General features: G+C 58.9%; 20 protein-coding genes. 12 read left to right on the top strand and 8 right to left on the bottom strand.

Annotated elements, in window-relative coordinates; genetic code table 11:
• Nucleotides 1-236: 236 nt before the first annotated feature.
• From FA04_RS33525 to FA04_RS33530, 3 genes are all read left to right on the top strand, one after another.
• Nucleotides 237-578 (top strand): hypothetical protein, encoded by a 342-nt coding sequence (locus FA04_RS33525; RefSeq protein ID WP_034800493.1) that lies wholly within the window; start codon nt 237-239, stop codon nt 576-578.
• A gap of 50 nt (nt 579-628) precedes the next feature.
• Nucleotides 629-751, top strand: a complete 123-nt coding sequence (locus FA04_RS36500; protein WP_029742645.1) for a hypothetical protein — start codon at nt 629-631, stop codon at nt 749-751.
• A 164-nt stretch (nt 752-915) separates the two neighbouring features.
• Nucleotides 916-2,694, top strand: a complete 1,779-nt coding sequence (locus FA04_RS33530; RefSeq protein ID WP_034800495.1) for an SLC13 family permease — start codon at nt 916-918, stop codon at nt 2,692-2,694.
• Between the two features lie 527 nt (nt 2,695-3,221).
• Here FA04_RS33530 and FA04_RS33535 read toward each other — a convergent pair.
• The 3 genes from FA04_RS33535 to FA04_RS33545 all read right to left on the bottom strand — a co-directional run bounded on the left by FA04_RS33535 (nt 3,222) and on the right by FA04_RS33545 (nt 5,976).
• A complete protein-coding gene (locus tag FA04_RS33535) occupies nt 3,222-3,569 on the bottom strand; it encodes a hypothetical protein (RefSeq protein WP_034800498.1) in 348 nt (115 codons plus the stop codon).
• A 261-nt stretch (nt 3,570-3,830) separates the two neighbouring features.
• Entirely contained in the window at nt 3,831-4,862 is a 1,032-nt protein-coding gene (locus FA04_RS33540; protein ID WP_034800501.1) for a DUF2955 domain-containing protein, read from the bottom strand.
• The gene (locus tag FA04_RS33545; protein WP_034800503.1) at nt 4,852-5,976 is read right to left on the bottom strand and encodes an HlyD family secretion protein; all 1,125 of its coding nucleotides are present in this window, start codon (nt 5,974-5,976) and stop codon (nt 4,852-4,854) included. The genes FA04_RS33540 and FA04_RS33545 overlap by 11 nt, the downstream gene beginning before the upstream one ends.
• A gap of 268 nt (nt 5,977-6,244) precedes the next feature.
• Here FA04_RS33545 and FA04_RS33550 point away from each other — a divergent pair, with 268 nt between their 5' ends.
• The 5 genes from FA04_RS33550 (at nt 6,245) to FA04_RS33570 (ending at nt 11,495) form a co-directional block, all read left to right on the top strand.
• Nucleotides 6,245-7,354, top strand: coding sequence for an AI-2E family transporter (locus FA04_RS33550; RefSeq protein ID WP_234798840.1), 1,110 nt, complete (start codon nt 6,245-6,247; stop codon nt 7,352-7,354).
• The gene (locus FA04_RS33555) at nt 7,351-7,806 is read left to right on the top strand and encodes a potassium channel family protein (RefSeq protein ID WP_034800505.1); all 456 of its coding nucleotides are present in this window, start codon (nt 7,351-7,353) and stop codon (nt 7,804-7,806) included. The genes FA04_RS33550 and FA04_RS33555 overlap by 4 nt, the downstream gene beginning before the upstream one ends.
• Nucleotides 7,807-8,549: 743 nt before the next feature.
• Nucleotides 8,550-9,710 (top strand): DUF2092 domain-containing protein, encoded by a 1,161-nt coding sequence (locus FA04_RS33560; RefSeq protein ID WP_167550740.1) that lies wholly within the window; start codon nt 8,550-8,552, stop codon nt 9,708-9,710.
• A complete protein-coding gene (locus FA04_RS36255; protein WP_034800507.1) occupies nt 9,707-9,919 on the top strand; it encodes a hypothetical protein in 213 nt (70 codons plus the stop codon). Before FA04_RS33560 ends, FA04_RS36255 begins: the two co-directional genes overlap by 4 nt.
• A 295-nt stretch (nt 9,920-10,214) precedes the next feature.
• On the top strand, nt 10,215-11,495 hold the full coding sequence (locus FA04_RS33570; RefSeq protein WP_034800509.1) for a DUF2254 domain-containing protein: 1,281 nt from the start codon (nt 10,215-10,217) through the stop codon (nt 11,493-11,495).
• A 560-nt stretch (nt 11,496-12,055) separates the two neighbouring features.
• Here FA04_RS33570 and FA04_RS33575 read toward each other — a convergent pair.
• From FA04_RS33575 to FA04_RS33585, 3 genes are all read right to left on the bottom strand, one after another.
• Complete coding sequence (locus FA04_RS33575; RefSeq protein ID WP_064817079.1) at nt 12,056-12,436, bottom strand: DUF6481 family protein; 381 nt, start codon at nt 12,434-12,436, stop codon at nt 12,056-12,058.
• A 29-nt stretch (nt 12,437-12,465) separates the two neighbouring features.
• A complete protein-coding gene (locus FA04_RS33580) occupies nt 12,466-12,690 on the bottom strand; it encodes a hypothetical protein (protein ID WP_064817087.1) in 225 nt (74 codons plus the stop codon).
• A gap of 119 nt (nt 12,691-12,809) precedes the next feature.
• Nucleotides 12,810-13,019, bottom strand: coding sequence for a cold-shock protein (locus FA04_RS33585; RefSeq protein ID WP_034806062.1), 210 nt, complete (start codon nt 13,017-13,019; stop codon nt 12,810-12,812).
• 719 nt (nt 13,020-13,738) lie between these two features.
• Here FA04_RS33585 and FA04_RS33590 point away from each other — a divergent pair.
• Nucleotides 13,739-14,818 carry an AraC-like ligand-binding domain-containing protein gene (locus FA04_RS33590; protein WP_156553154.1) on the top strand — a complete coding sequence of 360 codons (1,080 nt, stop codon included), beginning with the start codon at nt 13,739-13,741 and terminating at the stop codon, nt 14,816-14,818.
• On the opposite strand, the gene FA04_RS35755 is transcribed toward FA04_RS33590, so the two are convergent.
• Nucleotides 14,789-15,355, bottom strand: a complete 567-nt coding sequence (locus tag FA04_RS35755; protein WP_167550736.1) for a hypothetical protein — start codon at nt 15,353-15,355, stop codon at nt 14,789-14,791. The two genes, FA04_RS33590 and FA04_RS35755, sit on opposite strands and share 30 nt — an antisense overlap.
• Nucleotides 15,356-15,541: 186 nt before the next feature.
• Between FA04_RS35755 and FA04_RS33595 the strand changes: the two genes are divergently transcribed.
• Together FA04_RS33595 and FA04_RS33600 are read left to right on the top strand one after the other, a co-directional pair.
• Nucleotides 15,542-21,070: a putative Ig domain-containing protein gene (locus FA04_RS33595; RefSeq protein ID WP_208870277.1), complete on the top strand. Its 5,529-nt coding sequence runs from the start codon at nt 15,542-15,544 to the stop codon at nt 21,068-21,070.
• 138 nt (nt 21,071-21,208) lie between these two features.
• On the top strand, nt 21,209-21,466 hold the full coding sequence (locus FA04_RS33600; RefSeq protein ID WP_127890887.1) for a hypothetical protein: 258 nt from the start codon (nt 21,209-21,211) through the stop codon (nt 21,464-21,466).
• A gap of 78 nt (nt 21,467-21,544) precedes the next feature.
• Here the strand turns inward: FA04_RS33600 and FA04_RS36770 are convergent, their stop codons facing one another.
• Nucleotides 21,545-21,868 (bottom strand): alpha-hydroxy-acid oxidizing protein, encoded by a 324-nt coding sequence (locus FA04_RS36770; protein ID WP_083523802.1) that lies wholly within the window; start codon nt 21,866-21,868, stop codon nt 21,545-21,547.
• 613 nt (nt 21,869-22,481) lie between these two features.
• On the opposite strand from FA04_RS36770, the gene FA04_RS33605 reads away from it, so the two are divergent.
• Nucleotides 22,482-23,042, top strand: coding sequence for a hypothetical protein (locus FA04_RS33605; protein ID WP_034802106.1), 561 nt, complete (start codon nt 22,482-22,484; stop codon nt 23,040-23,042).
• Nucleotides 23,043-23,202 lie beyond the last annotated feature (160 nt).

Raw genomic sequence — 23,202 nt, forward strand, 5'->3', positions numbered from 1 at the left:
AATACGTTCAGACCCTATAAATATACGAGCACTGATAAATCGAGATACGGTCGTTTTCGTCCGAAGATCATGCATGATCATTATTTGGAACGTACTTTTTAGTGACGATCGGAATTGGTTGTTTACATTAATTCTTTTAAAGCGCACTGTAGAGGATCTGGATTGCCATTGGCTCCTGGTCGGAGCGCGGGCCCGCAACGATCCCGATAATCACCTGATTATAGGGAATTAAATCCATGACCTTCGGACAAATCCTTGAACATGCAAAACCCTACGCCATTGGTTTGGTGGTCGGGCTTTTCTTCAGCCCAATCATCGGCTTCAATGCGGGATGGCTCACCACTACGACTGCCAGCAATCTGGCGGCAGAAACGGCCAGAGTGGACGCCTTTGCCGGCATCTGTTCAGACACCGCTGGACGAATGGCTACTGCCACCAGCACGGATCTCGCAACGCTTCAGGGCTACGCCAATCGTGCGAAGCGTGACGAACTCGTAGCGAGCATTATGGCCAACATCCAAGTTCCAGCTGACGTCGTCAGCAAGGTCAGCACGAGTTGCAGTCGCGCACTATTCTGAAGCGCGGTAACGCGGCTCTTTGGGCATCCGACGAAACATAGGAGATCGTTATGAAAAACCTCATCCCCGCCCGCTTCTCTACGTACGACTTCACGCGCCTGTTGGTATCGCTTGCGTTTACTCTGGCGATTGCAGTGATTGTCTATTCGGTCCTCTTCGGAAGCATCCTGTAGTCGCCTGATCATGCGTGCATCCGGGCTACGAGGCTGGAAAACGTCCTGGATGGACGTTCGGGGTGCGGCGCCTTTGAAAAAAGCTGGTAAGCAATCCAGACATTAGCTCTTTCAGGCGAGTAAAATGGGCCCGGCATTGGGAAGAGTTGGTCGGGACTTTATCCATGACACAGGCTCAGGCTTTCGCCTTCGCCATTCTGATCGGCCTGATGGTCGCTTTCATTTGGGGACGGCTCCGCTACGACCTCATTGCGGTTCTCGCGTTGCTTGCCGCAGTTTTCACCGGGATAGTGCCCCACAAGGCAGCGTTTTCCGGCTTCGGCGACGACATTGTCATCATTGTAGCCAGCGCGCTGGTCGTCAGCGCCGCGATTGAGCGAAGTGGCGTCATAGAGGCACTCCTCCATCGGGCGGCGCCAAGCATGACCTCTGTCCAGGGTCAGGTTGTCATTCTCGTGACGACTGTCTCGGTTCTCTCCATCTTCATCAAGAACATCGGCGCTTTGGCGATGATGATCCCAGTCGCATTCCAGATGGCGCGCCGTTCGAAAGCCTCCCCGTCGTCTTTTCTCATGCCCATGGCGTTCGCTTCCTTGCTTGGCGGTCTCACGACTCTCGTCGGAACATCGCCAAATATCGTCGTCTCCCGGATGCGCGAGGAACTGACGGGCCGCCCTTTCAACATGTTCGATTTCACCCCCGTCGGCATAGGGCTTGCCGCAGCGGGCGTGATCTTTCTGGCGTTTGGTTACCGGCTGCTTCCAAAGGAGCGCAAGGCGGCCGCGACAATGGAGAAGGCGCTGAACATTAACGACTACATGACAGAGGCCCGCATCACTGCGACTTCGTCCGTCATCGGCAAGTCGATCCGTCACCTGTCGATCTTGTTGGACGAGGAGGTTCTGGTCACTGGCCTCATTCGCAATCGGGTCGAACCGCTGATGCCCCTGCCGGAGGTCATTCTCCATCAAGGCGATATCGTTCTGTTGGAAGGAGACCCTCAGGCGCTCGAACGGGGCATCAGTCGTGCGCGTTTGGAACTTGAGGGGCACGACCGCCCGACGGAAGCAAAGGGAGCAGATGAGGAGATTGCCGGAATTGAAGCAGTGATCGGCCCGAAATCAGTCTTGATCGGGCAAACCGCCAAACGTTTGGCGCTGCATGATCGCTTCAATATCAATCTACTCGCCGTAAGCCGAAGCAGCGAACGATTCACTGATCGATTGCGCGACATCGCGTTAAGACCAGGCGACGTTCTCGTTTTGAAGGGCGATCTCGTGCTTCTCCCGACCAGGTTGATGGAACTCGGTCTTCTTCCGTTGGTCGGGCGCGAAATCCGCTTGGGGAACCCCCGAAAAGGCCTGATGCCGGTGGTGGTCCTGGCTGGTGCCATGATGCTAACGGCATTCGGCCTGCTGCCCGTCACCACGGCCTTCTTTACGGCTGCTGTGCTGACGGTAATGCTCGGTTCACTTTCGCTTCGGGAAGCTTACGAGGCTGTCGATTGGCCCATACTGATAATGCTGGGCGCTCTCATTCCGGTCAGCGAGTCGATCCGTGAGACCGGTGGTGCCGACCTAATCGCCGGCGGCCTCGCTCAACTTGCTGCCACGTTGCCTCCCTATGGGGCCCTTGCAATGATCATGGTGGTCGCAATGGCCGCAACACCGTTCCTGAACAATGCAGCCACCGTTCTCGTCGTCGCGCCGATCGCTGTCACCCTTGCTCAGCGCCTTGGCTACAATCCGGACGCCTTTTTGATGGCAGTCGCGGTGGGGGCGGCTTGTGACTTTCTTACGCCGGTTGGACACCAGTGCAACACCTTGGTGTTGGGACCCGGCGGTTATCGTTTCAGCGATTATTGGAAGTTGGGGCTGCCGCTCTCATTCATTGTGGTCGTGCTGGGCGTGCCTCTGATCCTATGGTTTTGGCCACCGCTTTAGCGAAAGCGTCGTTTCAATTCCACTTTCACGTTCACCGTGGTGGCACCCAAGGTCTGCCGGTGGCACGGGAGGCCAGCACGTAGACGCGGAATTCTAGCCCGCTTTTCAATCAGGTAATTTGCACTTTGAGGTTTAGCCGAATGAACTGCGCTCATACTCCCGCGCGGCGGTGGCGGTTCGAAAATCTCGTAGACGGGCTGCTACTTGCGAGTTGAGGCCAGCAATCGCCGATCCGGACAGTAGAACGCCGAGTGGCGCCGACGGAGCGAGCTACTACCATCTGCCAGGAGACGTCAGCCAGATCAGCGCCAGAGACCCAGGGCTGCGGAGATGACGGACGCGCCGAGAGTGCCGAGTTTGACGGAGTCAGAAGCTCGGCGATGAACAAAGTAGCGATGATGAACATGCCCAGGTTCCCTTCGAAGGAACCCCTACCTTGAAAACCGGCGGGTTGCACTTCAGTTAGGATCTCCCGAACGGGAACGCCACTTTCAATCGCCGAGCAACGCTGGTTGCTGCGCGCTTCTTCAGCCCCTCGACATGTTCGGAATATAGCTGGTCGTGCGCTGTCCCGCATCACGAGAGATGTTCTGCGCAAGCGTCCGGATTACCGTGGCGTTCGGACCGCTCATGTCATCGTTGAGGACTCCACGCAGCCCCCGCGACGGTGGTGCAGCAATGATCGTGCCTGTGTGAGCGGAGAGCGCAGTGTAGTCCGTCAGCAGACCGGAACGGCATCTGCTCAATCCGCTTTCCCGCACTTGTGTAATCAAGTCGCGCACTTCGAGACGACTGCGTGAGATGTCTGTTGTTTCGCCGACAAACGGCTGCCGTGACATGTCCGCCAGCTCGGCATCCACCAGGCCTGACGTCATGCCCTCCGACTTGCTTCGCCAGGGCGGACATGGTCCTGAAGTTCGGATTGGGGTGGGGCAGCGTCGCATTCAGGTCGGGGACGGCCTGCCGCGACTTTTCATGAGCAAACTCGGTTGGAAACTGCCAATCCGAAAAGGCATTACCGAAGGACGGCCTCCTGCTCCCGTTGGCCATCGAACAGACGGCGCCGCCAAACCGTGCCGCTACCGCACGGCTGCTCTCACCATTCAACACCGCGGCCACAACGCAGTCGCGGTTTCTTAATCGAGACCACGTTCCTGCCTGGGCCAAAGCAACGTCGTCATGAACATCGCATAGGCGATGGCCACCAGGATGTAACTTACTCGGGTGGAGAAGGAGTCGGCAGCAGACCCCGGAAGCGGTGACACGCCTGTTCCGAATACGAGGAGGAAAATCGTGAAGGCGCCCGCGTAAAGTTTGGCGGCAGGCGCATGCATGGCAGCACGACCGCCGAATACCAAGCCGGCCAGCAGTACCAATAGAAAAAGGAAACTGAGAGACGGCCGTACCTGAAGCAGTCCGAATGCGACGGACGCGGCCACGCCTCCAGTGACATTGGTTATCATGAGCCCAACGGCCGCGCGCGTGCTGGCTGCGGTGTCGAATTGTAAGAGCAGTGAAACGACGGTTATTGGAATGACAATCGCCGTAGCCAGACCGTCGCGGGTCAGACAGGCGATTACCGCGATCAGGAGTATGGCGGTATTAGCGGAAGCGTAGTGTGCCGCACGCGGATATGTCGTCGCCGTCGCAACCTTCAAGGGGGGGGCGCCACTGTCCGGGATAAGGGCATACGCCAGCCACATCAAAAGCATTCCGGTCAACACACTCTGCACCAGGATCATGAGGATAGTGTCGCCGAGATCCTCATTCAGGATTGTGAGGAGCGGCACCATAACCGCGATGACGAGGATAAGAAAGATTGTAGGACCGCCCCTGCCATTCGCCTGCTGGTGGAAACATCCAAAATAGATCAGTCCGAGCAGCAGCAACAGAACGGGCGGCCGATCGCCAGTCAGAACCGTTACAAACTGCAAAAATGCTCCAACGACAAGAATCAGCACCGTGACTGCCAACGCCTTTTGCAGGGGCATTGGGCGGGAACTGGAGATCAGAAACTGTGCCGCAAACAAGGGCCCAAGGAAAGGGATTAGTGCCCCCGAATAGAGCAACCAGGAAAAGCCGACCGCAACGGCGATCGCTATACGCAAACCCTTGCGCTTTACATTAGCGCGGTCCTCATCGTACGCAAGTTGCATGTCAGCTGACATAGGTCAGAACCGACAGGATACGGATCCAGATGCGGCCAAGCGCATTGGTAACGGGATGGTCTCTGGTGTAGATTACGACATTCGCCTGCGACCCGTACCGTACCCCCTTGGGCCGTCCTTCGTTGAGGACTAGGCGTATGGGAAAACTCTGGGGTGCTCTCACCCATCCAGTCTCTGTAGAGATCTTGGGCAGCCCCGTCGCCGGGTCGACGCTTCCCTGAGCCACGCCCATCCCAATGCCCTCGACTGTGGCGGCGAAAATCTTACCCGGGAGAACATCGAAAAGCACCTCTGCACGGTCGCCGGCGACAACCATCTCGAGGCTGTTTTCCTTAAACGCAGCCGTGATCCAAATCGTGCCGGTATCGATAAAGGTCATCGCACTCTCACCAGCGCTGAGCATACCGCCAACAGAAAGCTGAAGATTGGTGACCACGCCTTCTGCCGGCGCTGAAACCGTCGTGCGCATCAGATCAAGCTGAGCCGTTGCAAGCGCCGCGAGCGCCTCCTTCAGCTGCGGATTATCATTTCCTGCGGGCCCAAGCTCCTCCCGAGCGCGCGCGAGGTCGGCTTCGGCCGCATCCACACCGGCATCCGCCTGATCCAGCGCGGCCTCGGCCTCGTCATACTTGGCCTGCGCGTAGATACCGCGCCTCACCAGTTCCATGGCGCGGGTGGCTTGGTCCTGAACGTGGACCCGGACTGCCTTCGCCTCCACCACTTTAGCCTGGGCCGCATCGACGGCCGCTGTCGAAGCGCCGATCGTCTGACCGACACCTGCAAGGCGCGCTTCCGCCTCCGCAACGGCGAGCCGGTGCTGTTCCGGGTCCAAGCGAAACAGCATCTGGCCGGTCGTCACGGCGCTGTTGTCGGTCACGCCCACTTCAATGACTCGCCCAGTGACCTCCGGCGCAATTGCAACGACATATGCACTGACGGTTGCCTGCGAGGAAGAAGGAGTGCGGCGCTCCATGAAAACCGTCACGACGAACAGAAGGAAGGCTGACAGGAGTACAGTAATCGCGACCCTGCGCTGCGGGTTTTTCTCCTTCAGAGGCGCGTGCACTTTATTTGGAGCGTCATCATGAGAGGCTCCAGTCGCATCCGACACCATGACGTTTCCCCTAAGATCACGCGGTCGTCGCGTTGGGATAGCAATCTAGTCCTAAGCGGTCACCGTCGCAACGGGCGCCGACGCCCTGCCTAACCGAGGGAATTCGTATAACCCTAAAGGGCGAGGCCACATCTGGCTTCTCGGGCGACCTGTCCGATGCGCGTCCAGCGAGCACTTTCGCCTCTGTCTTGCAGTAAGCGCGAATTAGGTAAATAGTTCGCCTGAGACCAAGCTATCTGGTAAATCCAGTTGACTGGGAAGGGGCGCAATGATGGAGCCGAACGTGACAATCCCTGAGCGGCCCCCATCGCTCTTGAGAATGCTCGATTCAGCTCTTCAGATCGGACTGGTTGCCTTACTGATCTTTGCCTGTAGCCGCATCATATTGCCCTTTACTGGCATCCTGCTCTGGTCGGTTATCCTCGCGGTCATGCTCTATCCGCTGCACCAACGTCTGGTCGGGCGGGTCGGCAATCGCTGGTCGGCGACATTAATCGGTTTGGTCAGCGTCGCGCTGATGCTCGTACCATTGGTTATGGTGGTGACATCGCTTGGATCTTCTATACTTGAGTTCGTCTCGGGCCTGCAAGACAGTAGCCTCACGGTGCCGCCGCCGCCGGCATGGCTTGCCGACCTGCCGTTGGTCGGAAAGAAATTGACGGAGACATGGGGGCTCGTCGAGACGAATATGCCGGCGGCGCTCGCCAAATACGGCAAAGTGCTGGGTGGGGTTGCATCTTCGCTGGCGTCGTTCGCGGGCGGTTTGGCCGCCGGTCAACTGTCGTTCGTACTTTCGTTCGCAGTCGCTGCAGTGCTAATGGCCTATGGCGAAGGAGCCACCGAATTTGCCAGTCGCCTGTTGGAACGTATTACCGGCAGCAAGGCACAAGGCCCCCGGCTGGTGGCGATGACCGCCGCGACGATCCGAGGTGTGGCAGTCGGCGTAGTCGGCGTAGCCGTCATCCAGTCCCTGCTGATCGGGATAGGTTTTTTCGCCATAGGTCTTTCATCAGCCGGAGTTTTGACGCTCGCGGTGCTATTGTTTGCCATCGTGCAGGTGCCGGCGTTGCTGATAACACTACCTGTCATAGCCTATGTTCTTGCAACGGAAGCCACCACGCCGGCGATCATCTTTTCGATCTGGACCGTCATTGCCGGGCTCAGCGACAACCTCCTCAAGCCATTGATGCTCGGCCGCGGACTTGAAGTTCCAATGCCGATCATTCTCATGGGGGTGATTGGCGGCATGATCGCTGACGGGCTTCTTGGGCTGTTTGTTGGCCCTGTGCTCTTGGCGGTTGGCTACGTACTGCTCATGGAGTGGCTCCGGTACGACCCCATTGGGAGCAGGCCGCGCACTGAGGATCCGCCGACATGATCACGATTATTGCTCTGGGTTTGCTCGCAATGTCGGCATGTCTTGCATTTCAGGTACTGGCATCGGTGTTCGCAGCCCGTTACTTCGCCCAGGCCTCCCGGCAACCGCTCGGTCCTAAGCCGCTGCGCGGGATTTTCCTTCAATTCTCGATTCTGATGGTGGTGCTAATGATGGGCAACATCGTCCAGATCGCATTTTGGGCATTTCTCTACAGATTGCTCGGTGCATTTGCGGACTTTGAAACGGCGATGTATTTTTCGGGAGTAACCTTCACTTCGCTTGGTTATGGTGACGTTGTGCTGCAGGGCCGAATGCGGCTGCTTGGGCCACTTCAGGCTGCCAACGGTCTGATGATGTTCGGGATCACCACAGCCCTCTTCATCTCCGTTATCCAGCAGGTCACCGCCAAATGGAACGCCGCGGAGTCAGTCCGCACGAACGTCGGTGGTTAAGTCGTCCTCCGAAGATCGAGTAGGGCTGTTGGCCCCATTCCAGAAGGAAGTTTCTGATCCGGTCCATTTCCCGAGCCGGCTTCAGAGCATTTGTTAATGCGGTTTCTGAGGGACGCACCTGGGATGACGGGAGAAGGCAACTTTTCTGGGTGCGGCAAAAGTCATGCAAGCCATCACCGTCGTTATGTTTCGAGGTGTGACTGTGTTGGTGAACGGATGATCACGATTGAGGTCGTCGTAAGGTCCGTATTGACGGTGACAGCCACGCTTATTGCGGCCCTCATCATTGGGCAGCTTGGGCTTGAGCGATCTAAAGCTTCGTCAACGGCCGTCAAGACAATGCCCGCCCCATGCAGAGTGGCAAATTCCCTAATCAGATAGGATGAATTGCACGGTAATGCGGCAGATGTACCATAGAGCCAAACCGTTGCTTTGGACACGCGGCGACATCCGTTTGCTCATACTCTGCTCTGTGTGTTGGCAGAAATACATCTTCGGGCGATCATTGCTACATCGACCATGGCGAATCCTATAATTCGTATGTGCAGCCCGCAGACACCCGTGAGTTCCAAATATCCGAAGGCGATTAGCCGCAATTGCATTCTAATTCAACCTACACTTGAGTGAGAAGGATCGTTGCGATGTCAAGTGCGCCGGCCAACCTGCCTGGGCAGGGAAAGATCCTAAGCATCGTCAGGATATCTATCGCAGAGAGTTCAATCAGTAGACGCTTCGTTCGCGGAATGTTGGCGCTCTTGATTCTCTCTGCGACACCAAGCGCCTCGTCCTGGGCCCAGGACACGAGCGCCTCGAATTTGCAGTACAGCAGGGAAGCCTTGCAGCAGGCATTACAGACGAAAGAACAGTACGATATGCCAGGCCTGCGCTTCGCCATAGCAAAGTCCACCTTGCGGGCTGGCGCAGAACAGCTTCTTGACGACGTTGCTGCCGTGCTGATGAAGTTCCCTGACTGGAGTTTGAGAATTGTCGTTCACACCGATGCGAGCGGCGATGCAGAAACCAACCAGCGCCTTTCGCAAGAACGTGCCGAGATGATCAAGGCAGCGCTGGTCAAACGAGGGATTTCCGCCGACAAGTTGATGGCCTCCGGTGCCGGTCAGACTCTGCCAGTTGCCAGCAACAAGACGGCTGAAGGTCGAACTCTCAACCGAAGGGTCGAACTCATTCGAGTTATTGACTCCCCGGAAGCCAAGAAGCTTCTCAAATCCATGTCGGACTATCTGGCTGCACAGAAGGCCCTGTCGTTCAGCTATGACTCCAACCTTCAGGTCGTCACCAACGCAGACCAGAAGCTTGGGCTATCGAGCTCCGGTACCGTGAACCTTAGCCGGCCAGATCGGGTGCATACGACCCGTTCCGGCGGTTTTGTCGATACCGAGACCCTGTTCGACGGAAAAACACTCACGCTCCTTGGAAAGAACGTCAACAAGTACACGCAGGTAGAAATGCATGGGACAGTTGATCAGCTGATAGACGAATTGAAGGACAAGCACGGCCTGCCATTGCCGGCCGCAGACCTGCTGATGACCAATTCATATGAGGAGCTGATGACGGGCGTCTATGACGCTAAGGACCTGGGAAGCGGCTTCGTCAACGGCAAGGAGTGCGATTCACTCGCCTTCCGCAAGGACGACGTGGACTTCCAGATCTGGGTCGCACAAGGCGAACAACCGTACCCCTGCCGGTTGGTCATCACCTCCAGCAAGGTCAAGGGAGGGCCGGAATACAGCATCCAGATCAGGGACTGGAAATCCGGGGACGGTGTGCCCGCGGATGATTTCGCCTTCGAGAACACGACAAACGCCGAAAAGGCCGACGTTAACGACCTCAAGCAGAAAATGAGCGAAATGCCGGATAACTTCGTGATGGGAGATGGAAAATGACTTTCCTTAAGCGCATCGGAATCATCTGGCTCGCTTTCGCCGCTGTACTCTGCATCGGCGACTTGACGAGCAACACGCCAAGCGTAGCGGACCTCAGCTTTGTCACCCCTGCCATCGCCAGAGTTGGCCGACCGTTAACGCCAGTCAGCGTGGCCGGCGTTGCTCGCCGGACCACGCGACGTTGTGCGGCGAATGTCTACAACTGCTAGCCAATGCCAGTTCCCCTCCCTTGGTGCCACTCCTCGGCAACTGTCGGTTCCGACAGTTGCCGAACTGGGTTTGCGGTGGACGTTGCACGAAGAATGAATGCGTGAGGGACCTCAGCTTCAGCTCTGCACGCTAGAGACAGCTCTGTCGACGGAAGGCTTCGCCTGGTCGCCCATGCGACTACTCGTGCGGACGCGATGAAAGCCTGACCGAGCGTATTAAACAAATGTCGGGGGGCTGCCGTTTCGGACTGACGGGCTGGCCTCTACTCTATCGGGAGGCAGGGGCAGAGATCAGATGAGCTGGAACAGGTTATACAGGCTCAAGAACTACATGCGATCCTCGCTCTGGATCATCCCTTTCCTCGCACTCGTCGCCGAGCAAGTTCTCTTCCGAATGGTGATGGCGTCCGACGAGTGGACACGATGGGTACCCCCGTGGCCCTTAAGCGTCGAGGGCACTGTCGCTGCTATGCAGGCAATCATCAGCCTCGCGCTTTCGTTCATCGTCTTCACGTTCGGATCTTTGCTTGTCGCAATACAAATTGCGAGCGGACAACTTACGCCGCGCATCATCGCAATCACCCTGCTGCGCGACAATGTTATTCGCTTCACCGTCGGGTTGTTCATCTTCACGCTGCTCTTCGCGATCGGCGTAATAAGTCGTGTGAATACGTCGACACCACCCCCCTCAATCGTGTGGATCTCGGGCGCACTGGGCGTGTTGTCGTTGGCTGCCTTCCTCTATTTTATCGACTACTCAGCACGTTTGCTACGTCCAGTCAGCATCATCCATCGCGTCGCGGAGCAAGGCTTCGCCATGATCGAGGAGGTGTATCCTGACGTCCTAAGAGAGACGAGCGAAACACAACGGTCGTATGGTTCACTTGGTGTACCAGACAGAGTGGTGACGCATGCCGGCACATCGGACATTATTCTTGCGGTGGACATAAATTTCCTGACCACCCGCGCAACAAGGGTTGACGGTGTCATCGAACTTGCCGCTCGGATTGGCGACTTTGTCTCTTACGGCCAACCGCTGTTCCTGCTCTACGGCGGAACCGCGACAATCCCGGCCAATGACCTCCGTGGCAGTATTGCGTTTGGGCGCGAGCGTACTATTGAACAGGATCCGACCTTTGCCTTCAGGGTTATCGTCGATATCGCGACCAAGGCACTTTCGAGAGCGATCAACGATCCGACGACGGCTGTGCTAGCTATTGACCAACTGCATCGTTTGCTCCGCAGTGTCGGTAGCCGCGATCTGCGTGACGGCAGTTCCCGCGACCCGCAGGGGCGCGTGCGGGTGATGTACCGAATGCCCGATTGGGAAGACTTTGTACAATTGACGTGTCGAGAAATCAGGATCTATGGCGCCGACAACCTTCAGATCGCTCGACGGCTTCGCGCTATGATCGACAATCTTGAAGACGTCTTGCCCGACAGCCGAAAACCGGTCTTGCGGCTTGAGCGCGAACTACTCGACCGAATGATCGACAAGGTCTACCTGCTTCCCGAAGATGCTGCGCTCGCCCGGATCGCGGACACGCAAGGTCTAGGCGGATCTGCGGATGCATAAAAATCGGCGCAGAGCTCTTTGTGAGTTCCGCCGCCGTTATCTACATGTTGCCCCTCGCTTTTCGACCGAGGCAGAAAGAAACGGCCGCATTCTTGATAACCGGAGCAAATTGCGTGCCAGACTGCCAGACTGGCTGACGGGAAGTGTGCGTAAGTGAAGGCTGGCCGCGTTGGGTGGCGCCAGGGGGATTCCGTGCCGGACGCAAATCATGATTCCCTTTCGTCCATGGCCAAGACGCGCCTTGCCTCGCCCGAACATGCCGATACGCCTTCGCCGAAGGCGTTGCACGGGGGTTGTCACGTTGTCTGTGGCTCAAAGATTGACGAATAATTTTGCGGGATGAGCGAACCGACCCTCAGCTACAAGAACCAAGCAACGTGACATCGGCATCGGCGATCGCAACTAGCGTATGTGCTCCCAGTCAGGCTCGGTCGTAGGTAAGGACGTCAGCAAAGGTGGTTACGAAATTGCGCGCCCGTTCCTTGACGAGCACCTCGGTCCACTCATTGGTTCCTCGCATGACATCGCCATGCTGTCGGGTAGCGGCGCAACGCAGAAATTTATCCTTGTCTTGCCTTGCGATTGGCATAGCGCCTGTCGCGGTTGGCCTTTCGCACCGCCTCATCTTCGATCACCCGCGCTATACGCGCGTTTTCGGCAATCGCCCGCGCTTCGGTTTCGGCGGCTGCTGCCGCGTCAATGGCTGCCTGCCGCGCTGTCGCCTCGGTCTCGATACGCTTTTGTTCCTCAAGCTTCAGACGCTCGCGTTCAACGCGCCGCTCTTCACGAGCGGTGGAAAGGGCTTCGCGCTCGGCCTGCCTTGCCATCCTCCCTGGTTCTGCTGCAGTCCTTGCCGCTCGGTAGGCGTTCAAGAGAGCAGCTTTGGCGTCTGCCGATGCGGCTCGGCGGTCGGATATGTCGTTTTTTCCGGCGTTCTTCATTCGTATCCCAATAGTAAGTGCGTCAGAGATCAGCGTGCGTTGGCGCGTTTGGCGATGAGGTTGCGTGTCGCCGACAAGCGGTCGGCCAACTCCTTTGCAAGGCGCTCCTCTCGAAGCCGGAGAGTCTTGGCATCCCGGGCCTGAGCAACGGATTCCACCTCTTCCATCGCGTTGTTTTTGGAGAAGAACTGCGTCTGGACTTTCATGAAGGCAATCTCCGCCTGCTGACGGGATTTGCTATGTGCTTCTTTCATTGGAACCTCAACTAGTTCGGCGTCGCGAACAAAAAAGGCCAGGCGAAACGCCCGGCCTTGTTGAAACTGCTTCCGGCAATGCCAGTACATCCGTGGTCAAAGGGAAGCAAATCTCAATTTTAGGCAGACTGCAGATTGGTAGCAGACATCTTGCCCGACTTATTGTCGCGCTCGAGCTCGAAGCCGATCTTTTGCCCTTCGACGAGTTCGCGCATTCCAGCGCGTTCGACGGCGGAGATGTGCACGAACGCGTCTGCGCCACCGTTATCAGGCTGGATGAAGCCGAAGCCCTTGGTGGAGTTGAACCATTTTACTGTGCCTGTGGTCATGATGAACCCTTTCAAAGCATAGAGTGAGGGACCGCTCAGCCTATGCTGAGCAGGTGGAAACCGACTGTTTTTGAAAGGGAAGTTCGCTTAAGGCGCGGTGCCAATCGCGCGGTAGACAAAGCTCGGCAAGCAAAAGATCGATGCCGCATCTATAAGTGACTGGGATTGCCGCGTCAACGATTAGTTTTTGTCGCGACGAATTTTCGCATTAAGGTTGTGAATGCCCAACCGTTGCGTTCGGCAAGACCTCCGCCCTTCTCAACGGGGAGCGGCGGGCCGCCCATCAGCCTGCAATCAAGCTCAAGCTCGCGCAGCGCGCCCGCGAAGCTTTTCTGTCACCATGGGGCGATCGGTTCTTCGTGGGGACCCGCAGGCTCCAGACCTGGCGATAATCATTGATATGGCATCCCGGGAGACCGACTCGACGCCCTCGCCTCCGCGTCTCAGTTGCGGTTACGAGCCTGATCAGGTCGTTGCGGACAAACTCAGAGTTTCTTCACAGACGATCACAGTTTGCTACCACCCCAACGTGCGTTGAAAGCGTGCCGGTGCACCGCGTCAGTGGGTCCTTACCCCCTTGGTCACGCGATCGTCGACCCGAACCTCTGGCGATCCCACCGCCTGCGGTTGCTTTGCCGGAAGTTTTCAATAACTTGCGCTTTCATTAGAAACCCGTCGGAGCGTGCACAATCCTTGCACGCAAGCCCACGCCGCAATGAATGAAGTCTATGAACTCGTCATGTGAATCAACTGCAAGCTCGGACACACATACCGAGCCCTTGGGATTGCCACGGTCTCGATTCGACACGACCACCATGCGACAGAAAGACGCCCATCTGATGTGGCGTGAGTCGATCGGCGTACTGTTCGATACGCGGCTTCGGGCGCCGACCGAAGACCCATTTTTTGCCAGTGTCGATGCCGCCCTGATCGGAGGCGTCGGCGTTGCACGCACCCGATCGACAAGCCAAGATTTCGATCGATCCCGTTACAAAATCGCCCGGGACGGCATGGATGGGTATCTCGTACAGTTCTATCTCAGCGGTGAGAGCGGAAGCCGTCGAACCTCCGGCACTGTCGCCCGCCCTGGCGATCTCTATGTGATCGATATGGCGCAGCCGCTCGCGACATCCACCATCGATCATGAGCATCTCAGCCTCGTCATTCCGCGCCAGATGCTGGCCCCCCGCCTGAAGCGCCCGGACGACAATCATGAATTGGTCCTACCAGCGAAAATGCCGCTCGTTTCGCTGTTGAGGGACACGCTCGGCAGCCTTCACAAGCAGCTGGATCATATCTCCGTCGGCGACGCGGAAGCGGTCCTGTCTCCACTGCTTGATCTTGCCGGCGCTGCGATAAACAGCCAGACGAGCGAAGGCAATGCAGCGAGCGTCGGCCATGCGCTGTCGATCGCGGTCAGGCGCTACATAACCGACCACTTGCTCGAACCCGATCTGACCGTAGAGCGTGTCATGGCCACATTCGCGCTGTCGCGCCGAACGGTCTACCGCCTTCTGGAACAGGTTGGGGGATTTTCGGTTTTCCTGGCGCAGCAGCGCCTGCGGCGCGCCTTCATAAACCTTCGATCGCCGGATTATAGACATGTCGCGATTGCGGACCTCGCCTTAGCCCATGGTTTTACCAACGCGGCAAATTTCAGCTGCGCATTTCGCCGCGAATTCGGCCTGTCGCCGCGGGAGCTACGCCATCTTTCGGCGCACCATCCGGCCCTGCTGAAATCCTCACCCGGATTGTCGGCGACCGACTGGTCACAATGGATCGGCCTGATCGGGCGATAGGGACCTCTGCGACAAGCGTTGGATGTGGTGGCGAGACAGCCGATCTGGCAGTAAACGCAGGGTCATTGGCACGTGGTGCGCATTTCCACGTCTGCCCACCTCCGACAATTGAAGACGGCACTTTCTCCGAGCTAACACAAAGCGCGTCTGCCATGGCGCGGTTTTTGTTGAGAGAAATCCGTCATGCCAAGCTATCGATCGGCCACGTCCGCACGCTCCTGCAACCGAGCCGTTCGTGTGGCAAGCGGCATCACCCACGATGCGATGCCGTCTGACGGCAGCCGCGAGCGAAAGTGCATCGGCACGCCGGTGGAGGCTGTGCCGAAGGCTGAAAAGACGCAGCGGTTTTGGCGCAATCAGATTCGGCTGCTGACAGCCCTCATCTTCCTTCTTTCCGGCCTCGTAGCGGTAGCGGAAGAAGCGTTCGCCGGGTCGAAAGGGTGCGAGAATATCGTTGCTGATCTGAATGGGAAGGACGTCGGATTTCTCACGAAGACCTACCCCAATAGCGATTTTCATGCGACGGACCAGCTTCATATCGATCTGATCCGCAATCCATCCTTTTGGGAGAGCGCGTATTTCAATGCGTTTGCCGGAAGTGGAACCTCATATATCGAGGCCAGTTATGATGGCGGCGTTGTAACTGGCAATGAGTCCGCATCGTTTTCCGGGCAAGACCTTGTCCTAGGCGGCATTTATGTCGAAGCAATAAACTATAGCCAGATGACCTCTCCTTGGCGTATGGACGTCGTTTGCGTAACGAAAAGCAACCCGCTGGACGCCGCACTTTCCGGTCTCGCCCTGTCGAGCGGCAACCTCGAGCCGGTCTTCAATACCAACACCATGATCTATTCGGCCACGGTAGCCAACGGCGTCTCCACCCTGGCGGTGACACCGTCCACCGCCGGAACCACAGCGGTGGTCAAGATCAACGGCGTAAGCGCGGTATCGGGCGCATCGACCGCGGTGCCACTCAATGTCGGCGACAACACGCTCACCATCACCGACATGACCGAGGACCGCACGGTCAAGCGGACCTATTGGGTGGTCGTCAAGCGCGCCGCACCTCCCACGATCACCGATGTCTCGCCGTCCATCGGAAGCACCGCCGGCGGACAGTCCGTGACCATAACCGGCACCAACTTCATCGGTGTGAGCGCCGTTGCATTCGGCGGCGTTCCCGCGTCCACGTTCACCGTCGATAGCGCCACCCGGATTACCGCCACTACACCTGCTCGAACGGCCGGACCGGCCGATGTGACCGTGACCACCGTCGGCAACAGCTCCGTGACGCGCGCGAACGGCTATACCTACGTCGGCACGCCTGTTGTCACCGCCGTCAAACCGCTCAACACGCCCGCAAGAACCTATGCTATCGGCGCCAAGCTGCACTTCGACGTAGATTTCGATCAGAAGATCGCCGTCAGCAACGGAGGCCCGCAACTCAAGGCTGTCTTTGGCGCTGTCGAGCGGCGGATCAATTTGATCGGATATGTCTGGAACACCATGACGTTTTCCTACACGGTTGCCGAAAACGATCTCGACGACGACGGAATCGCAATCTCGTCGATGTCGCTCGAGGGCGCCACGGTCAAGGATTACAACCACGTAGCGGACGCAGATATCACCCTGCGCAATATTGCCGACACGTCAGGCATCAGGATCGACGCTGTCCGGCCCACGGTCGCGTCAATCAAACCCGCTTCGACGGGCACGGTATTCGATGTCGTGTTTTCCGAACCGGTCACGGCCGTGGACGTCGGCAAGTTCAACCTGGTGAAAACAGGAACGGCGCAAGGCACGATTGACAGTGTGTCGGGATCGGGATCGGCCTATCAAGTTCATCTGGCGGATGTTTCGGGAGACGGCACCTTGGCTCTCAGCCTGTCCACCGGCACAGGGATCAAGGATAGCGCCGGCAACGAGATGACCAGTGGGTTCACCGGCGGCACGCCCATGATCGTCGCGCCGCCCTCGAGCGACGCAAGCCTCTCGGACATAGGCGTTTCGAGCGGCACGCTTGCCCCAGCCTTCGACGCCGCCACCACCAGCTACACGGTCTCGGTGGGCAATAGCGTTTCCGCCATCACCGTCACGCCGGCCAACGCACATCCCAGCGCCGTCGTCTCGGTCAACGGGACCGTCATCACGGCGCCGGGCAGCCTTCCCGTCAATCTACAAGTCGGCGACAACGCCATAAGCATCGTGGTTACGGCACAGGACGCCGTCACCAAGAAGACATACGACATCGTCGTCAATCGCGCGGGCGCAGTTCCGGATGCTCCTACCGCCGTCAGCGCTGCGTCGGGTGACGGCGAGGCGACGGTGAGCTTCACTGCCCCTGTGAATACCGGAACCACACCGATTAGCAGCTATACCGTGACGGCTGATCCGGGTGGTGCCGCAACAACCGGCGGATCAAGTCCCATCACCGTGAACGGCCTTGCCAACGGCACGGCCTACACATTCAAAGTCACGGCCACTAATAGCATCGGCCCCGGTCCGGCCTCCAATGCGTCCAATTCGGTCACACCGAAGCCTGCGCCGATCGCCGACGCTGTGACTGCGACGGTTGCAGCAAACTCCTCGGCGAACCCGATTACGCTCAGCCTCAGTGGCGGTGCGGCGGACGCAGTGGCCATCGGCACGCAGCCGACGCACGGCACGGTTTCGGTATCGGGACTTGCGATCACCTACACCCCGACGCCTGGGTACTCTGGTTCTGACACCTTCACCTATACCGCTACGAACGCCACCGGCACTTCCGCCGCCGCGACCGTTGCGATAACCGTTTCTGCGCCGACCCTCACCTTCTCGCCGCCGGCTGGCACCCTACCGGGCGGAACGGCCGCGACCGCTTATGGTGGCGCCACCGTCACGGCCGCAGCCGGCACCGCGCCCTACACCTACGCCGCCAACGGCACGCTGCCCGATGGGCTGACACTCGACCAAGCGTCCGGTCTTATCTCGGGAACGCCGACGGCCGCTGGAGACTACACCTTTACGGTCACGGCCACCGACGCCAACAACGCCACGGGGACAGCGGCCTACTCGATCGCGATCGCGGTCCAGACGCCGACCGTCGGCGATGTGAGCGCGACGGTCGCGGCAAACTCCACGGCGAACGCGGTAGCGCTCGATCTCGGCGGCGGGGTTGCCGATACGCTGGCCATCGGGACGTCGCCATCCCACGGCACAGCTTCAGTTTCGGGACTTGCGATCAGCTATACACCGACACCAGGCTATTCCGGCTCCGACAGCTTCACCTACACCGCCACCAACACCACCGGTACGTCGAATGCGGCGACTGTGACCATCACCGTTTCTGCGCCGACCCTCAGCTTCTCGCCCGTGGCCGGCGCCTTGCCCGGCGGTACCGCCAAAACCGCCTACAGCGGCGTCACGGTCGCGGCATCAGCCGGCACCGCCCCCTACATCTACGCCGTCAACGGCACGCTGCCGGACGGGTTGACGCTCGATCCAGCGTCCGGCCTCATATCGGGAACGCCGATGACGGCCGGGGACTACCCGTTCACGATCACGGCCACCGACGCCAACAACGCCACGGGGACGGCAGCCTACTCGATCGCCATTGCGGTCGAGGCGCCGACCACCGGCAATGTGAGCGCAACGGTCGCAGCGAACTCCACGGCCAACCCCGTCACACCAGATCTCGGCGGCGGGATCGCCGATACTCTGACCATCGGCACGCAGGCGACGCACGGCACGGCTTCGGTGTCGGGACTGGCGATCACCTACACCCCGACACCGGGCTATTCCGGCTCCGACAGGTTCACCTACACCGCCACCAATGCCACCGGCACGTCCACGGCGTCGACGGTGACGATCACCATCACCGCCCCCACCCTCAGTTTCTCGCCCTCAGCGGGCACGTTGAGCGAGGGTATCGTCGGGACAGCCTATGACGTCACCCTCGTCGCGTCGGCCGGCACCGCGCCCTATCGCTATGCCGTGACTTCAGGCGCACTGCCTGCAGGCCTTGCGCTCGATGGCATCACCGGTCGCATTTCGGGGATGCCGACGACGGCCGGAAGCTACAATTTCACCGTGACAGCGACCGACGCCAACAACGCAACGGGAACCGCAAGCTACTCGATCGCCATCGTCATCCAGGCTCCGACAGCCAACGATGTGCGGGCGACTGTCGCAGCAAACTCCGCAGCCAACCCGATCAGGCTCGATCTCACCGGCGGCCCAGCGAATTCCGTGGCCGTCGGCGCCCAGCCGGCGCACGGCACGGCCGCCGTGTCGGGACTGGCGATCACCTACACCCCGACACCGGGCTATTCCGGTTCCGACAGCTTCACCTATGTGGCCACCAACGCCGCCGGCACCTCCCCTGCCGCAACGGTGGCGATCACAGTGACAGCACCGACGCTCACCTTCTCGCCGCCGGCTGGTGCGCTGGCGAGTGGAACCGCCGGAAGCGCCTATAGCGGCATCACCGTCACCGCCTCGGCCGGAGGCGCGCCCTATCGATATGCGATCACATCGGGCCAGCTTCCTGCGGGCCTCGCGCTCGACGGCGCGACCGGCGCGATCGGCGGCACTCCAACCCGGGCCGGAAACCACGATTTCACCGTGACGGCGACAGATGCCAACAACGCTGCGGGAACCGCGCGCTATTCGATCGTGGTTGCAGCGGCTCCAGTCGATTTCACCTTCGAGCCACCCGCTGGAGTGCTCGCGGAAGCCATGGCCGGCGAGGACTACAGCCAGCCGATCGCCGCCAAAGGCGGAACCGGCCCAATGCTCTATCGCCTTGCATCCGGCGCTTTGCCTAACGGCATGGTCCTCAACGTTTCAACCGGTCAGCTGACCGGCCCGTTGGCCGCCGACGCCGGAGGCAGTTACTCGTTCACGATCGAGGTTTGTGACACCAACGGCGCAACGGGAACGGCGAGCTATACCGTGAAAGTCCAAGCTCGCACCATCACGGTCGCCGACAAAGTGGTCGATGTCCCGGCCGGATCGGCACCGCCTGATGTCTATCTCAATCGCGGCGCCACCGGCGGCCCGTTCACAGCGGCCGAGACGATCTTTGTCGAGCCGGCCCAAGCCGGAACGGCATCCATCATCCAGGGCGAATTGGCACAGGTCGGTCCGGTCGCCGCCCCGGTTGGCTGGTATCTGAAATTCACGCCCAACAGGGCCTACTCCGGCCAGGTGCGCGTCGGCTTCCGCATGGTCAGTGCGCTCGGTACTTCCAACACCGGGACCGTGACCTACAATCTCGCCTTCGATGCGTCCGGGCATGCCGCGGAGATCGATGCGCTCGTGCGTGACTTCGTGCGGACGCGGCAGAACCTGATCGCCTCGACCATCAAGGTGCCGGGTCTGCTCGACCGGCGGCGGATGGCCGTAGGAACGGACACGGTCACCACGCGCATGACACCTTCCACCGATGGCGTCACACTCGGCTTTTCCACCAGCCTTGCCCAAATGGAGGCCGCGCGCGACAGGGCCGATGGGGTTGACCAGGCTGAAGCCTCGCCCTTCAACATCTGGCTCGACAGCACGTTCCTGATGCACCGCCGCAAGGACGACGACGACAGGTGGGGCAACTTCGGCATGGTCTCGCTTGGCGCAGACTATCTGCTGTCGGAGAAAGCACTGCTCGGCGTGTCCTTCCATTACGACCGGATGACCGACCCGACCGACGAGGATGCGGAGCTGTTCGGCGATGGCTGGCTGGCCGGTCCCTATGCCTCCTTCGAACTCGGCAAGGGCATCTTCTGGGATTCGAGCCTGCTCTATGGCGGCTCGTCCAACACCATCGACACGACTGCCCTTGACGGCACGTTCGACACGCGCCGGTTTCTGCTGGACACGGCGGTCAAGGGGCAATGGCAGCTTGATGATGCAACGGTGTTTACGCCGGCGCTGCGGGCCGTCTATTTCTCTGAAACGGTTGATGACTACGGGGTGAGGAATGGCACCGGCGACGAGATCGACCTCAAGGGCTTTACCGAAGAGCAGCTGAGGGTGAGCCTGGGGGCGGAGATCGCCCGGCCGTTCACCCTCGATAACGACAGGATCCTGACACCCAAACTCGGCGGCACGCTCGGATACTCCGGCCTTGATGGGGCGGGCCTCTTCGGTTCGTTCTCGGCCGCCCTGTCGCTGCAAACCGGGGAGAGCTGGTCGATTGACACCGGTCTGCTATTCAACATCGAAGGCGACGGCGAGACATCTGCGGGCGCAAAGGTTGGCGTCAGGGGACGCTTCTGAATAAGCTATCAGGCATCGCTACTGCATCCAATCTCTTGAAGCGATCGGCGACCATTAGTCCACGTGCTTGGATTGACGTTGCTATCGGCAATTTTGTGGAGGACAATGACGGATCCTGGATCTGAGAGGCGACAGCCATTGGACTTCGAGAAAATCGGCCGAGCACGCCTCATGATACGGCTGCCACGACACCGCAAACAGCTCTCAGAATTGCGATTTCTGGCATTGAGCACTCTGATCGAAGCCTACGGCCTAGCTGTAGTCACTCGCAATGAGTTGAGCGAGCATGCCATGTCTGATGAACCGCTGAAGGCTGAATACACCGACAAATGCCAGGCCATCGAAGACGAGGTGGTGACGTTGCTCACTAATATAAGCCCTCGTTTCGTCAATTGACTCCAGCTGCGGCATTGGCTGCGTTGGGCAAGACCCCGACCGCCACCTACAGCGCTTACTGCAATCACGCGTTAACCGTCACGCGAGGCGATCAGGGCGAACGACAAAACAGCCATCGATGTCATCTATCGCCACGACTCCGAGGAGCGCCATGTCCTGATGGATTTCCGATTTTAGGATGTCGATAGCTTTGCGGATAGCTGGACTGCCGGCGACAACCGCTGCGTAGAGGAAGGGCCGCCCGACAAAAGGATCGTCACGAATGTCATTGCCGAGATCGACACGATCACAGCGGTCGTCGCCTGCGTGGTCGATGGACTCGGAGTTTTCAATCGCGCCCTGGAGCGCCTTAAAAGAAGCCGGCGGCGAGGTGGTCGCGGTGCCCTTTGGCGAGCCGCCAATCTACCGCCAGATCTGCCTTATAGAGCGCCGGGCCAGTCCTCGAGCAGCGGTCATCGACCGGCTTCACCAACACCTAGTCAGTTTCAGCGGGGAATTCCGGCTTACTCGATGACGGATGTCGCTCGATCAAACGCAGCGGCTGATTTATGGGCGAACGCGGGATTGCGTAGCTCCCCCCAGATTTAGCGCCAGGCGTCCTCCGCGCCGCGCGGCCAGAACCAGTTCGCGCGCGGCTTGACCGGTCAAAAGGGTCGCCGCAGGACAGCACAGCGCCGGCCAGCCGAGGGGGATTGGGACTGGGACCACCGCCGGCAAGCCGCTCCGCTGAATTGCGGAATGGCGACGATTTCCCGGCCTGGGTGTCCGCTTCCGATCTCCGCGCATTGCAAATGGTTTGCGCGGATAGTCGCGCGGCGGTTCCGGTCGATCGATTATCCGATCTTCTGTAACGTTTTATACGATTCACCACCTCGCTAGCGACTGTTGAATGTCCACACTCTGGAATCAACCTGCCAAGCTTGAAGTTTAGATCCAACTAATATCTACTAGCTGGAATTGTACTATGCACGGCTCCAAGCTCTTGATCATGGGATGGCTTTGCTGAGGATGCTTCATGTTTTTGATCCGCACCGATCTCGATGAAGCCGTTCAAAAATGGCGCGACATCATATTCACATCCTTACCATCTGACCGACTTGGCGCGTACGTCGCTTTGCGCAAACACGATCTGACGATCGAACTTCACGACGTCGACGAGGAAAGCGATCTTCTCGTCTTTGCCTCCGATGGCGAAGCGTTGGCCGAACGATTTCGTTTGGCTTATCCCTATGTCGTGACATATGCAGGGAATCCCGGCTATCCGCTAGAATATCTAGTTTGGCTTTCATTTCACATGCAAGCAAACTTCGATCGGCTAGGTGTCCTCGAAGTGAGCGCGACTTATGAGGATCAAGGCGGCGAAATCGAAAACATGTCTGCCGTTGCGATGGGCTTCTCGCACCAGACCGACCTTGAAGAATTCATAGATCGGTTTGACGGTCAGGACCTGAGCCAGGATCCACACTTCGGCCACGAGGTGTATGTTGCCGAAGTCAGAGGCCCCTCTCCATCCCCTGGGAGTTCACCGATGATGCCGACTCCGCTGGACGCCGGCTGGCCGATCGTGAAATCTTGAAATAGCCCGGCGGTTGCTGCGTAACTCGAATTGATTAGCCAGGCCCCCTAAAAATCCATCGCTTTTGAGCACCCCACTTGAAACAATATACCTGTAATTGCGCAACCACAAAGCACACGTTAAATGAGATTCGTGCTGATCTTATTGCCGCGCAATTCCT

This window comes from Ensifer adhaerens, assembly GCF_000697965.2.
GTDB classification, from domain to species: Bacteria; Pseudomonadota; Alphaproteobacteria; order Rhizobiales; family Rhizobiaceae; genus Ensifer; species Ensifer adhaerens.